General features: G+C 70.7%; 13 protein-coding genes. 7 read left to right on the forward strand and 6 right to left on the reverse strand.

What is annotated here, in order from left to right:
• Together ABIA35_RS16250 and ABIA35_RS16255 are read left to right on the forward strand one after the other, a co-directional pair.
• Positions 1-1,374: a DUF4241 domain-containing protein gene (locus ABIA35_RS16250; RefSeq protein WP_370339847.1), complete on the forward strand. Its 1,374-nt coding sequence runs from the start codon at positions 1-3 to the stop codon at positions 1,372-1,374.
• Positions 1,375-1,464: 90 nt separating this feature from the next.
• Positions 1,465-1,920: a DUF2231 domain-containing protein gene (locus tag ABIA35_RS16255; RefSeq protein WP_370339362.1), complete on the forward strand. Its 456-nt coding sequence runs from the start codon at positions 1,465-1,467 to the stop codon at positions 1,918-1,920.
• 66 nt (positions 1,921-1,986) lie between these two features.
• On the opposite strand, the gene ABIA35_RS16260 is transcribed toward ABIA35_RS16255, so the two are convergent.
• The 3 genes from ABIA35_RS16260 to ABIA35_RS16270 are packed head-to-tail and all read right to left on the reverse strand — an operon-like array spanning position 1,987 to position 4,092.
• Positions 1,987-3,096 carry a ferritin-like domain-containing protein gene (locus tag ABIA35_RS16260; RefSeq protein ID WP_370339360.1) on the reverse strand — a complete coding sequence of 370 codons (1,110 nt, stop codon included), beginning with the start codon at positions 3,094-3,096 and terminating at the stop codon, positions 1,987-1,989.
• A 40-nt stretch (positions 3,097-3,136) separates the two neighbouring features.
• The gene (locus tag ABIA35_RS16265; protein WP_370339358.1) at positions 3,137-3,718 is read right to left on the reverse strand and encodes a TetR family transcriptional regulator; all 582 of its coding nucleotides are present in this window, start codon (positions 3,716-3,718) and stop codon (positions 3,137-3,139) included.
• A gap of 44 nt (positions 3,719-3,762) precedes the next feature.
• Positions 3,763-4,092 carry a hypothetical protein gene (locus tag ABIA35_RS16270; protein WP_370339357.1) on the reverse strand — a complete coding sequence of 110 codons (330 nt, stop codon included), beginning with the start codon at positions 4,090-4,092 and terminating at the stop codon, positions 3,763-3,765.
• 321 nt (positions 4,093-4,413) lie between these two features.
• Between ABIA35_RS16270 and hisN the strand changes: the two genes are divergently transcribed.
• From hisN to ABIA35_RS16285, 3 genes are all read left to right on the forward strand, one after another.
• Complete coding sequence (gene hisN / locus ABIA35_RS16275; protein ID WP_370339355.1) at positions 4,414-5,217, forward strand: histidinol-phosphatase; 804 nt, start codon at positions 4,414-4,416, stop codon at positions 5,215-5,217.
• A gap of 132 nt (positions 5,218-5,349) precedes the next feature.
• Positions 5,350-5,763 (forward strand): cyclic nucleotide-binding/CBS domain-containing protein, encoded by a 414-nt coding sequence (locus ABIA35_RS16280; RefSeq protein ID WP_370339353.1) that lies wholly within the window; start codon positions 5,350-5,352, stop codon positions 5,761-5,763.
• 80 nt (positions 5,764-5,843) lie between these two features.
• The gene (locus ABIA35_RS16285) at positions 5,844-6,665 is read left to right on the forward strand and encodes a DedA family protein (protein ID WP_370358402.1); all 822 of its coding nucleotides are present in this window, start codon (positions 5,844-5,846) and stop codon (positions 6,663-6,665) included.
• On the opposite strand, the gene ABIA35_RS16290 is transcribed toward ABIA35_RS16285, so the two are convergent.
• The gene (locus ABIA35_RS16290) at positions 6,620-7,495 is read right to left on the reverse strand and encodes a hypothetical protein (RefSeq protein WP_370339349.1); all 876 of its coding nucleotides are present in this window, start codon (positions 7,493-7,495) and stop codon (positions 6,620-6,622) included. The genes ABIA35_RS16285 and ABIA35_RS16290 overlap by 46 nt on opposite strands.
• A gap of 382 nt (positions 7,496-7,877) precedes the next feature.
• On the opposite strand from ABIA35_RS16290, the gene ABIA35_RS16295 reads away from it, so the two are divergent.
• Both ABIA35_RS16295 and ABIA35_RS16300 read left to right on the forward strand, forming a co-directional pair.
• Positions 7,878-8,681: a maleylpyruvate isomerase family mycothiol-dependent enzyme gene (locus ABIA35_RS16295; RefSeq protein ID WP_370339347.1), complete on the forward strand. Its 804-nt coding sequence runs from the start codon at positions 7,878-7,880 to the stop codon at positions 8,679-8,681.
• Positions 8,682-8,817: 136 nt separating this feature from the next.
• Positions 8,818-10,503, forward strand: a complete 1,686-nt coding sequence (locus tag ABIA35_RS16300) for a DUF885 domain-containing protein (protein WP_370339345.1) — start codon at positions 8,818-8,820, stop codon at positions 10,501-10,503.
• A gap of 67 nt (positions 10,504-10,570) precedes the next feature.
• Here the strand turns inward: ABIA35_RS16300 and ABIA35_RS16305 are convergent, their stop codons facing one another.
• Both ABIA35_RS16305 and ABIA35_RS16310 read right to left on the reverse strand, forming a co-directional pair.
• A complete protein-coding gene (locus ABIA35_RS16305) occupies positions 10,571-11,944 on the reverse strand; it encodes a penicillin-binding transpeptidase domain-containing protein (protein ID WP_370358403.1) in 1,374 nt (457 codons plus the stop codon).
• Positions 11,941-12,501, reverse strand: a complete 561-nt coding sequence (locus ABIA35_RS16310) for a SigE family RNA polymerase sigma factor (protein WP_370358404.1) — start codon at positions 12,499-12,501, stop codon at positions 11,941-11,943. Before ABIA35_RS16310 ends, ABIA35_RS16305 begins: the two co-directional genes overlap by 4 nt.

The raw sequence follows: 12,501 nt of genomic DNA on the forward strand, positions 1-12,501 counted from the left end.
ATGGACCCGACGCGCGTCGAGGTCGCGTACTGCGAGGGCTGGGATGCGGCGGCCCACGCGGCGTTCCGGCCGCTGAGAGAACAGACCGCACGAGACCGGCACAACGCGGGGCGGCGCTATGCGGCGTTACTCAGTATCGACACCGAGCCGCGAGCGCTGGTCCAGGTGGACACCGGCGCCGGGTACGTCGGGGTGTTCGCCTTCGACCTGGCCGGCCGGCGCTCGCTGAAGTTCTCCTACCGGGATCTCGGAGACCATCTGATGCTGCGCGAGCTCAAAGCGTGGCGGCACATGGAAGACGACGAGCCGGAGTTCGGCGCGGACCTGCGGATCACCTTCCGGTTCTGGCCGGACGAGCCGGTGCGCGCGACGTTGGACGACACCCGGCGCGGCCAGTTCACCAGCCATGTGAAGCTTCCGGGGCCGCTGCACCGGATCCCGTTGCTGGAGTTCGGCCGGTGGCCCGTGGACGGGTGGCTGCTGGGCGCGTTCGAGCCGCTGGAGTTCGTCACCGCGCCGGATCCCGAGCAGGAGGCCGAGGGGCCGTTCTGGGCGCCGTGGAGCGCGCCGGAGGGAGCGCGGCCGGCGGCACTGGAGGCGTTGTTCGTCGCCGGGGCACGGATCCGGAACGGACAGGGCGACGTGTTCGAGGTGCGGGAGCCGAAGCCGGTGGGGCGTCTGCGGTTGGGCACCGGGCGGATCGTGACGGCGGATCCGGCAACGGTGGAACTACAGGGGGAACAGGCAGTCGCGCCTTATACGGTGACGCTCACTCCGGGCGAGTATCCGGTGGACACCGCGCGGATACGTGTTGCGAGGCACGGTACGGACGTGATCGCGGCTGCCAGGGTGCGGGTGAGCGAGGAGCCGGTGGCGACGTGGGAGCTGGCGCTGCGGCCGGGGCAGGACGAGCGGTTGCTGGGCGCGTCGGAGTTCTTCGGGTTCGTGGTGGACTCCGGGACGGCCGCGTTCATGGACGCCTCCGCTGTGAATTCCTTGGCGGCTTACCAAGACGCCGACGATGTGGACGCCGCTGAGGCGACGATCCCCGGTGACGGGAACTCGGAGCTGCTGACCTTCCCCAGCGGCAAGGGGGACGGGTCGTACCCGGTGTGGATCGGGCGCGATGCGGTGGGGTCGGTGGTGTGTCTGGTCGCCGATATGCGGTTGCTGGGGCGCGGGGTCGAGGTGGACGCGTCGGGCGACGGAGTCGGAAGCGCTATGGAGAGCGCACGGCAGGTCCCCGGTATCGCACAGCTGGAGGTCCACGACGTGGCGGGGATCGAGGCGTTCTCCTCACAGGGGATCCTGGAGTTCTTCAACGACACCGCGGACGCGCAGGCGGAGTTCTGGGCGCGGCGGATGGGGCGGTAGGGCGGGCTCAAAGGCGCCCTGATCCGCGCATTGAACCCATAGACAGGTGCCGTACGTTAGCTCCAGCACAGCCATCACACGGAGGCATCGGTGACCTACAAGATCTTCGACCTGCCCACCCACATCCTCGTGATCCATCTCGTGGTCGTGGGCATCCCGGTGGCCGCGCTGGCCACGATCGCCATGGGCGTGCGGCCCCAGTGGCGCTCAGGGAGGGTCGGGCTGGCGATCGTCGTGGTCGACGCGCTGGCGGTCGTCGGGACCTACATAGCGCGGATCAGCGGCGAGCAGTTCTTCAACCACAACCCTGGCTTCAAGACGCTGAAGCAGATCGTGGACCACAAGAACCTCGGCATGACGCTGATCTGGTACGTCGTCGGCCTGCTGGTCGCCGCCATCCTGCTGGTGCTGGCCGAGAAGTACGAGCGGCCGCCGCTGACGACCGTGTTCGCGATAGTCGCGATCGTCGTCGCGGCCGCGGCGGTGGTGCAGACGGTGCGGGTCGGGGATGCCGGGGCGCGGGCCACTTGGTCGGGGTACAAATAGCCTCGTTGTAGGCAGGCGGATGCACATGCGCTACGCAGGCGGATGCTCAAAGGATTGAGCGAAGCGCTACCCCTGCTCCCCCGCCGCGATGGTCGCGTCCACGTCCGCGGCGCGCGCTGCCTCCTCGGCTGCGAAACGCTTTTCGCGGTCGAGGCGCTCGGCGAGGTCCTCGTCGGCCTTCATCAGGTCCTCGACGTTCGAGGCGGCGTAGTTCAGGACTCCCATGTCCTCGTATGCCTTCTGGACGCGCGGGCCCCACAGGCCGATGTCCTTCACCGTCGGGACGATGCGGGTGAAGAGCAGGTTGCGGAAGGCCGTGTAGTACTCGGAGTGCTCGTTGAGTTCCAGGCAGCGCTCGACCGGCAGGCCCAGGTGCTCGTAGACGTCGCGGCCGTTGATGCGGTCGCGCATCAGGTAGCAGCCCTCGACGACGAACTCTTCGCGTTCGTCGCGTTCTGCTTGGGTGAGTTCCTTGTAGTAGTCGCGGAGGGCGAGGCGGCCGAAGGCGACGTGGCGGGCTTCGTCCTGCATCACGTAGGCCAGGATCTGCTTGGGCAGGGGCATGTCGGTCAGGTCGCGCATGACGCCGAAGGCGGCCAGGGCCAGGCCTTCGATGAGGACCTGCATGCCCAGGTAGGGCATGTCCCAGCGGGAGTCTGACAGGGTGTCGTCCAGGAGGGCCTTGAGCTGGTCGTTGATCGGGTAGAAGAGGCCGACCTTCTCCTTGAGGAAGCGGCTGTAGATCTCGGCGTGGCGGGCCTCGTCCATGGTCTGGGTGGCCGCGTAGAACTTGGCGTCCAGGTTCGGGACCGACTCCACGATGCGGGCCGAGCAGATCATGGCGCCCTGTTCGCCGTGCAGGAAGTTCGAGAACTGCCAGGCGACTTGGTGACGCCCCAGTTCGTTGTGCTGCTCGGGGGTCATCTTGTCCCAGATCTCCGAGCCGAACAGGGGCGAGGTCTCGTGCGGGAAGCCCAGGATGTCGTCCGGGTCCACCTCGATGTCCCAGTCGATGCGGGTGACCTGGTCCCACTGCTTGTCCTTGCCCTTCTGGTACAGGCGCAGCAGGCGGTCGCGGCCGTTGTCGTACTCCCAGGTGAAGCGGGAGTAGCCGGTGTTCGCGACGTCCCAGGTCTCGTGGTCGGCCGGGAGGGTGTAGAGGTCGTGTGTGGACACTGCGGACTCCTGCCGTCGATGGTTCCGTCGCTGGTTGGCGTCAATGGTTCGTCGTGAGGTCCCTCATCAGGCGCCGGACCACCTCGGCGATGTGCGCGCTGGTGGTCTGCACGGGCTCGGTGGCGATGATCAGATGGCTGATCACCAGGCGGAACGCGGTCTCGCTGATCCAGCCCACCTCGGCCAGGGCCTCGGGGCGGTGCGCCAGTTCCGGCCAGCGCTCGGTGAAGATGGCGATGGAGTCCTCGCGGAAGACGTCCATGATCGCCTCGGAGCGGGTGGTCAGGTACGGGAGCAGGCCGGAGGTGTCGTCGGTGAGGGTGGCCTTGATCAGCGGGTTGTCCCGGGCCGCGGTGAGCGCGGCGGTCACCGAGGCCGCGGTGGCCGCGCCCACGTCGCCGGGCGCGGTGCGGGCGGCGTGGCCGGTCAGCTCGCGGAAGCGCTCGGCCTCGCGCAGGGCCAGGGCGGCGGCGAGCTGGTCGCGGTTGCCGAACTCGTTGTACAGGGTCTGGCGCGAGACGCCGGCGCGCGCCGCGAGGTCGGCCATGCGGGCGGTGGACCAGTCACCGGCGACGATGGTCTCGTAGGCGGCGTCGAGGAGTGCTTCGCGAGCGGAACCCATGAAGCTAGCTTGACATGGCGGCGACTGCTGTCAAGCGTCCGGTTTCACGCCCCGGAGTTCGACAGCACCGCGCGGGCCAGGCGGGCCCGCCATTTCGGCAGCGTGGGATCCGGGTCGGGCCCCTCGGCGGACCAGATCTCCAGAACGGCGTAGGCCTGCGAGTAAGCACGCTGACCTTCCAGCAGCTGCGCCGCGCGCCGGTAGTTCCACGCGGTGGCCAGCCGGGCGCAGATCATGTGGACGGTCTGCGCCAGCTCGGCCTCGACGTGCGGCGGGAAGCACTCCTCGAGCGTGGTGCCCTGATAGGTCCAGCCGTCGATGCCGCACCGGGGCTCGACGACCGGCTCAAGCAGGTCGGCCGGTAGCCGGTCCACGCGCTCCCTGGTCCGCCGGGCGGTGAAGGACGGCGCCGGCGCCCGAGTCGGCTCGGGTGGCAGCGAGGGCAGTGACGGCAGCGAGGGCAGTGTCGGCAGCGGTTTCGGGCGCGGCGCAGGCGCCGGCGACTCCGCCGACGACTCCTCGCCGAAACCCAGCCACGACCTCAGCCGCCGCGGCGAGGGGATCGGTGTCCGTCGCGGCGGCGTCAGGCCTGGGGGCGATGTTCGTCGGAAGATACGGCCAGCCTAGTGAGGACGGGGGTCACATCCTGGGAGGACAGGCGCGGCGGGTCGCGGATTCGCCCTATCGTGTGACCCATGACCGCCTTCGACGACGACCTTCGGCTGGCCCACGTCCTCGCTGACTCCGCCGACGCCATCTCCATGGGCCGCTACAAGGCCCGGGATCTGGTGGTGGAGGCCAAGCCCGACATGACCCCGGTCTCCGATGCCGACAAGGCGGCCGAGGAGGCGATCCGCTCCGCGCTGTCCCGCGCGCGTCCGCGCGACGCGATGCTCGGCGAGGAGTTCGGCGAGACCGCGGCCGGCGCGACCGGCCGCAAATGGATCATCGACCCGATCGACGGCACCAAGAACTACGTGCGCGGGGTCCCGGTCTGGGCCACGCTCATCGGCCTGATGGAGGGCGAGGAGGTGGTGGCCGGCGTGGTTTCGGCCCCGGCTCTGGGCCGGCGCTGGTGGGCGGCCAAGGGGGGCGGGGCGTTCACCGGCCGCTCGCTGTCCTCGGCGCAGCGCTGCCACGTCTCCAAGGTGACGGCCATAGCCGACGCCTCGCTGGCGTACAGCTCTGTGACGTCCTGGGAGGAGTACGGGAAGCTGGAGGCCTTCCTGGACCTGTCCCGCGCCTGCTGGCGGACCCGCGCCTACGGCGACTTCTGGTCGCACATGCTGGTCGCCGAGGGCGCCTGCGACATCGCGGCCGAGCCGGAGCTGTCGCTGTGGGACATGGCGGCGCTGGCGGTGATCGTCACCGAGGCCGGCGGCATGTTCACCTCGGTGGACGGCGTGCCCGGGGTGCTCGGCGGCTCCGCGGCGGTCTCCAACGGCCTATTGCACGAGGAATTGCTTTATTACGTGGGCGGCCAGCAGCTGGAGGGGTGAACAAAAAAGATCTCCCGCCTTTCGCCTTGCCAACGCCTTCCTCGCATGTGAATTTGTGAAGAGGAGCCCGTCGGCCACCGTGCCACCCCCGGGCACGGCCCCCACCCCCAGGCGAATCATCAGGGAGCGAGCATGTCCATCCCCAGCACACGCCACGCCGCCCACGTCGTCGACGCCATGTCCACCGAGATACTCATGATCGGCCCCCGCCACACACTGCGCCAGGCGGCGCAGCGGATGACCCAGCGCGGGGTCGGCAGCGCCGTGGTGCACAACCCCGAGACCTCCGGCATCGGCATCATCACCGAGCGGGACATCCTGCACGCCCTCGGCGGCGGCCGGGACGCCGACACCGAGTGCGTGGAGGGGCACCTGACCTCGGACGTCGTGTTCGCCACCCCGCGCTGGACGCTGGAGCAGGCCGCCGAGGCCATGACCCGGGGCGGGTTCCGGCACCTGATCGTGGTCGACGGGGACGAGGTGGTCGGGATGATCTCGGTGCGCGACATAGTCCGCGCGTGGACCCGGGTGCCGTCGCACGCGTGAGAGGTCATCCGAAGGTATGACGCCGATCGGCGACCTTCGCACGTCCCGCGGAAAATGCGGACCGCCTAAGCTTGACCGCCATGGGAGCCCTACTGACCTGGATCGCGGACACGCTGCAGAAACTGCCCGGCCCGGCGGCGCTGGCCCTGGTGTTCCTGCTCCCGGCGCTGGAGGCCTCGGTCTTCCTGGGCTTCCTGATCCCCGGCGAGATCGCCGTGGTGATCGGCGGGTTCCTGGCCTTCAGCGGGAAGGTCAACCTCGGGGTGGCGCTGGCCGCGGCGATCCTCGGCGCGATCATCGGCGACAGCGTGGGCTACGAGGTCGGCAAGAAGTGGGGCGACAGCCTGCTCACCAGGCTTCCGGCCCGGTTCGTCAAGCCTGAGCACATCGAGCAGGGCAAGCAGCTGATCAACCGGCTCGGCGGCAAGGCGGTGTTCACCGGGCGCTTCGCGGCCGCGCTGCGGGCGCTGGTGCCCGGGCTGTGCGGCGTCTCGCGCATCCCGTACCGGAAATTCCTGTTCTGGAACGCGCTCGGCGGCATCGTCTGGGCCACCGGGTTCACCCTTCTGGGCTACGCGGCCGGCAACGCCTGGCACAAGGTCGAGCACTACGCCTCGGTGGTCAGCTGGGTGCTGCTGGGCCTGGTCGTGGTCGGCGCCGCGGCGCTGTTCGTGGTGAAGCGGCGCAAAGGAGCGGCTGAGCCGGCCAAAGGAGAAGGCCGAGCAGGCCGAGCAGACCGAGCAGACCGGGAAGACCGAGGAGACGACCTCGTCGACGACGTGAAGCACGCCATCGCCGCCGTCGAGGACGCCTTCGAGGACGCCTTCGACCACGGGGTGGAGCGGGTCGGCGGCCGTCAGCCGGCCGCCGACGACTCCCCCGAGGCCGCGCCGGCGCCTTGATCGCCGGCCTCCCCGAAGCGCGACAGCGAGACCGCACCGCCGACCGCGCACAGGAAGCCGACCACGGCCACCGGCACGAACCCGTGCCGCGTGTGGTCGTGGAACAACGTGAACCCCAGCAGCGCCGGCAGTCCGGTCTCCCCCACCACCAGCGTCGCCGTGGCGATCGTCGCCGAACCGCGCTGCAGGGCCGTGGTGAGGAACAGGAACCCGGTGATCGAGGCGATCACCCCCGCGTAGGTCGCCGGGTCGGTCAACAGCGCCGTGAGATGGAGATCCGGCAGGATCCGCACACAGATCGCGAACGCGCCGAACAGTGATCCGGCGAACGCCGCGAGCACCACCGAGTTGCCGCCGAGTTTCCAGATCGCCAGCGACGACCCGGCGATCAGCACCACGACCGCGACCAGCATGCCCCAGTGGAAAGCGCGGCCCACGTGCACCGGCGACTCGGCGCCGGCCGAGATGCCGACCAGGATCAGGCCCAGCACCACCGCGCCGACGGCGATCCAGTCGTTGCGGCTCAGCCTGGCCTTCAGCAGCGGCACCGACAGCAGCGCGGTGACCGCCAGCGAGCAGTTCATGATGGCCTGCACCGCGAACAGCGGCAGCTTCTCCAGCGCCACCAGGTCCGCCACCAGGCCCACGGTGTCCAGGGCCATGCCGGCCAGGAACGGCAGCTGGGACAGGGCCCTGATCAGCACCCGCGGGTCCACCCCGGCGCCGGCGGTGTCCTCGGTGCGCCCGGCGCCGATCGCCTGGAACACCGTCGCCGACCCGTAGGCCAGCGCGCAGACGACGGCCGCCACCAAGCCCCATGCCAGTCCCACGCGCCTGCCTCCCGATCGTCCCGTCCGCCACCGTGCTCGTGCTCGGTGAGCCCCGAGTCCTTTGCCCGATTGTTACGCACCGGCGCGACCTGGCGGAAACCGCGCCCTTCCGTCAGCTTCGACCTGCGGCTCAGGTATGAAAACCGACCCGCCGGGGAAGGTGGTCGGGAACCACGCGGACGCAAGAGACGATGATCACACGTCTGGGGGTGGCGGGCCGCCGCGCGGTGGTCCAATGTTCCTCCTGGACGCACCGTCGTCCACAACAAATTCCATAACCGTTCACCACCGATGACTCGTCCCCTCACGCCGTCGTCCCGCCGCGCGCACCCTCGTCCGCAAGGCCCGGCGGCGCCCGAGACCACCGATGGAAGGCAAGCCGATGATGAGCGAGACGGCCAACCCGCACCTCGTCCACACGGAACGATTCACTGCTGAGGCCGAGCGCGTGGCGACGCTGCTCGAGTCCCTCGGCACCGACGACTGGGGCCGTCCGGCCCCCTCCTGCCCGGGCTGGAACGTGCGCAAGGTCGCGCGGCACATCGGCACGGCGCACCGCTGGGCCGCGGCCATCGTGCGCTCGCCGGGCCAGGAAGCCGTGAACCCGCGCAGCCTGGACCTGGGCTTCCCGGAGTCCTACGCGGGCTACGGCGACTGGGTCCGCGCGGGCGCGGCGGAGCTGGCGTACGCCGTCCGCGAGGCCGGCCCGGACAAGCCGGTGTGGTCCTGGGGGCCGGACCAGCACGCCCGGTTCTGGGCGCGGCGGATGCTGCACGAGACCGCCATGCACCGCGGCGACATGCTCCTGGCCCTCGGCCAGACGCCGCAGTTCGACCCGGCGGTGGCGGCCGACGGCATCGACGAGTTCCTGACCGTGCTGCCCGCCGCGGCCGCGTTCGCCCCGAAGATCAGAGCCCTGACCGGCGACGGCGAGACCCTGCACCTGCACGCCACCGACGGCGACCCCGCGGCGGTCGGCGAGGAGCGCGCGGAGTGGCTGATCACCCTGGAGCCGCACGGCTTCCGCTGGCGCCGGGCGCACGCCAAGGGCGCCGCGGCCGTCCGCGGACCGGTCGGCGAGCTGTACCTGTTCGTCTGGGGACGGCGCGCGCCGGGGGCCAAGGAGATCGAGGCCCTGGGCGACCACACCCTGTTGGACCACTGGGTGAGGAACGCCTCGTTCTGAGCCCGGTGCGCGGGGTTCCGAGCATGCCGGCCTGGGCCGGTGCCGCACCGTCGGCACTGGTCCAGACCGGCGACGAGGGTCGGTCAAGGGGGGATCTTCATCGCCGTTGATGCTCTTGGAGCGCTACGGTCGGCCCATGACCACTGAAGACTCCCAGAGCCCGGTGGCGTCGGCGGTCGCCGCGGCGGTCGGCTGGCACCTGGACTCGAATCCGGTCTCGGCCACGATCATGGGCTCCGACGATCCGGAGCGCACGAGGACCCTCGGCGATCTCTCGGCCGAGGGCTACGAGCGCCGGGCCCGCGAGGCGGCGGCCCACCTGGCGAAGCTGGACGCGCTGGCCGGGGCCGGGGGCGGGGACGACGCCGGGAACGATGCCGGAGACGACGCCGGGGACGGAGCCTTCGAGGACGGGGTCGACCGCGACCTGATCCGGGCCCAGCTGCGCAAGCACGCCATCATGTCCGGACGGCAGGTGTGGCTCCGCGACCCCGCCGACTACGTGAGCGTCGCGCTGTACGGCCTCTACATCCCGCTCCAGCAGCGGACCCGGCCGGAGGAGCGTCTGGCCGAGGAGTCGCTGGAGAAGCTGAAGCAGGTCCCTGAGGTACTGGCGGCCTGCCGCCGCAACCTCGACCCGGGCCTGGCCCCGAAGCTGTTGGTGAACCGGTCCCTGGGGCAGGCGCGCACCGGGCGGTCGTTCCTGACCGGGTCGCTGCCGGCGATGTTCCAGGACGAGACCCTGCGGGCCCGGGTGGCCGAGGCCGCCGAGCCGGCCGCGGAGGCGTTCGACGAGCTGGCGGCGTTCCTGACGGACTTCGCAGAGCGCTGCGAAGGCGACTGGCGGCTCGGCGAGCAGACCTACTCGCGGCTGCTCCAGGACGTCGAGATGCTCGGCTACGACACGGCCGAGCTGCACCGGCGCGGCGAGGCCGCGTACGACCGGCTCGACGGCGAGATGCGGGAGCTGGCGGCGCGGATCCCCGGCGGGTCCCGCGACTGGCGCGCGACGATGGAGATGCTCTGCGAGGACTTCCCGCCGACCGAGGAGGCGATGCTCGCGGAGTACACCGCCGAGACCGAGCGGGCCCGGCGGTTCACGAGGGAGCACGGCCTGGTGTCCTTCGCGCCGGGCGAGGAGTGCCTGGTGCAGCCGGGCCCGGAGTTCCTGCGCGCGGTGCTGTCGGTGGCTTCCTACAACCGGCCGCCGGCGCTGACCCCGTCGCGGACCGGGGTGTTCAACGTCCCGTTCACGCCGACCGGCTCCTCGCCGGAGGCGGTGCTCGGCCGGCTGAAGACCAACGCGCGGGTCTCGATGCCGACGATCGCCGTGCACGAGGCCTACCCCGGGCACCACTGGCACCTGTCGTGGGTTGCCGAGCAGGGCCGGCCGGTGCGCAGCGCGTTCACCACCCCGTACTTCACCGAGGGCTGGGCGCTGTACATCGAGACCGCGATGCGCGAGCAGGGCTACTTCGCCGACCCCCGGCACGAGCTCGGGCACCTGGACGCGCGCATCTTCCGGGCGGCGCGGATCGTGGTGGACACCGCGCTGCACACCGGGGAGATGAGCGTGGAGGAGGCCGAGGCGTTCATGGCCTCGAAGGCCTCGCTGACGCCGGAGACCGCCAAGGGCGAGGTGAACCGGTACTGCGCGTGGCCGACGCAGGCGCCTTCGTATCTGACCGGATGCCTGGAGATCGAGGCGATCCGGGCGCAGTATTTGGAGCAGGGCAAGGGAACGCTGAAGCAGTTCCACGACACGATCGCCGGGTCTGGCGGGTTGCCGCTGGGGCTGGCGCGGCGGGTGGCGCTGCGCTGAGCCGAAGACCCGGATCCGCCGGGCGGCGCTCAGGCCGCCCGGCGGATCCGTCATCCGCGGCGCGCGATCAGCCGAGCTTCCTCACGGCCTGCACCAGGCCCGCCCACGTCTTGCCCACGAACTGGCTGCCGATCCCGGGACCGTAGCGGTTGTCTTGGGCGAGTGGGAGAAGGTTCCCGTTCTCGTCCTCCCTGGACATCCCCACCGAGATCACATAACGCGAGTCGGCACCGACCATCCAGGCCGCGTTCTGCGAGCTGGAGGCCGCGGCCATGGCCCAGGTCCGGGCACCGGCGATCGCCCTGTAGTCGAGGCCAACTCCGGTGGTGCCGCCGGCCAGCGCCGAGTGCAGCACATCGGTGACCTGTGCCGCGGCGGCCTGCGACAGGACTCGGGAGGCTTTGTCCTGCGGAGTCCAGAGGACCCGGCCGTTCTTGCCGAGCAGCTTGCCGACCATCCGGGATTCCCGCCAGACGCCGCCGTCGGCGAAGGTCGCGTTGACGGTCGCCATCGTCAGCGGAGTCGCCTTCACCGGCCCCAGCACCAGGCTCGGCACGGGCACCAGGTTCTCGGTGGCGCTCGGCAGGCCGAGACTGACGCCCATGTCGCGCAACACCGACGGTGACATGCCCGAACCCAGTTCCACTTGGGCGAACGGACCGTTGGCACCGAGTTGGGCGGCCGAACGGAGCGAGACGTCATAGTCGACGATGCTCGTGTTGGGTGATTCCGGCGGCCAGTCGGCCGAGTTGTCCCCCGACTGGTAGGTCATCGGCTGGTGTGCCCCCGGCGGCCAGTACAGCGGGTGCTTCGCGGTGTCGAGCGGCACCATCGAGTCCGGTCCGTACTTCCCGGTCTGGAACGCCGCCGCCAGCAGGATCGGCTTCATCAGGTCGGCGATCGGCAGCGGCCGGTTCCAGCCGTCGCCGAGGGCCAGAACGGCACCGTCGTCCGCGTCGACGATGACGGCGCTGCTGTCCGGCACGGCGTCCGCCGCCGCCTGGGCTTGCTGGTCGAACGTCGTCACCACGGTGGTGCCGCTCAGATCCCCGGTGTAGTTCGTGCGCAGCCAGTCCAGCGCGGCGTCACGCACCAGGGTGTTGGAGACCTCGGTGTGGCCGTCGGCGTAGACGACCTTCGCTGGGACGCCGGTCACCACGCCGGGCGTGGTCGGTGCGACGGCCGCGTGATGCCCGCCCGGCACCGTCGCCCACACGCCGACCCCGACGACCGCCACCGCGAACGCGACGCCGGCACTGCCGATCCGCATCCGGCGTCGGCGGCGGGCCGTGACGATGCGCCGCCGGAGGTTCGCGTACGGCGCCGTCGTCACCCGCACCGTCTCCGAGCGTTCGGCGAACATCGTGCGGAACTGGTTCTCCAAAGCCTCGCGTCCGGCGGCGTCATCCCGCTGCGCGGCGGCCCGCTTGTCGGCGCTCATCGGGCACTCCCCTCGGCTTGCAGCTCGGTGCGCAGCTTCGCCAGTCCGCGGGCGATCTGGCTCTTGACCGTGCCGACCGCGCAGCCCATCACCGCGGCCGCCTCGGCCTCGGTCAGGTCCTCGAAGTAACGCAGGACGAAGGCCGTGCGCATGCGCGGCGACATCGCGCAGACCACGCGCCACAGCTCGTCGCGCAGCGCGTACGCGTCCTGATGGTCCTGCGTCCCGGCCCGCGGCTCGGGCGGCTCGGCCATCACGTGGACCACCGGCTTGCGGCGCCGCCAGGCCGAGATGTTGGCGTTGACCATCGCCCGGCGGACGTAGGCCTCGGGCGCTTCGTAGGCCTCGATGCGGGCCCAGTGCCGGTAGGTGCGCATCAGCGCGATCTGGACCAGGTCCTCGGCGGCTCCGTGGTCGCCGGTGAGCAGGTACGCGGTGCGGAGCAGACGGCTCCAGGAGCCCTCGACGAACTCCCGGAACGAGTCCTCCCGCGCGGCGTCCACCGCCGATCCCCCGCCTTGTGCCCGCAATCGCCGTTCGGCGATCGTCCCTTCCAT

The sequence above is a fragment of the Catenulispora sp. MAP12-49 genome (genome assembly GCF_041262705.1).
GTDB lineage: Bacteria > Actinomycetota > Actinomycetes > Streptomycetales > Catenulisporaceae > Catenulispora.

What these genes read in the sequence shown, in the direction of transcription:
- ABIA35_RS16305 (WP_370358403.1), bottom strand. Translation starts at nt 11,944, where the DNA reads ATGAGCGCCGACAAGCGGGCCGCCGCGCAGCGGGATGACGCCGCCGGA.
- ABIA35_RS16285 (WP_370358402.1), top strand. Translation starts at nt 5,844, where the DNA reads ATGGGAGCCCTACTGACCTGGATCGCGGACACGCTGCAGAAACTGCCC.
- ABIA35_RS16280 (WP_370339353.1), top strand. Translation starts at nt 5,350, where the DNA reads ATGTCCATCCCCAGCACACGCCACGCCGCCCACGTCGTCGACGCCATG.
- ABIA35_RS16310 (WP_370358404.1), bottom strand. Translation starts at nt 12,501, where the DNA reads ATGGAAGGGACGATCGCCGAACGGCGATTGCGGGCACAAGGCGGGGGA.
- ABIA35_RS16295 (WP_370339347.1), top strand. Translation starts at nt 7,878, where the DNA reads ATGATGAGCGAGACGGCCAACCCGCACCTCGTCCACACGGAACGATTC.
- ABIA35_RS16300 (WP_370339345.1), top strand. Translation starts at nt 8,818, where the DNA reads ATGACCACTGAAGACTCCCAGAGCCCGGTGGCGTCGGCGGTCGCCGCG.
- ABIA35_RS16250 (WP_370339847.1), top strand. Translation starts at nt 1, where the DNA reads ATGGACCCGACGCGCGTCGAGGTCGCGTACTGCGAGGGCTGGGATGCG.
- ABIA35_RS16265 (WP_370339358.1), bottom strand. Translation starts at nt 3,718, where the DNA reads ATGGGTTCCGCTCGCGAAGCACTCCTCGACGCCGCCTACGAGACCATC.
- hisN (WP_370339355.1), top strand. Translation starts at nt 4,414, where the DNA reads ATGACCGCCTTCGACGACGACCTTCGGCTGGCCCACGTCCTCGCTGAC.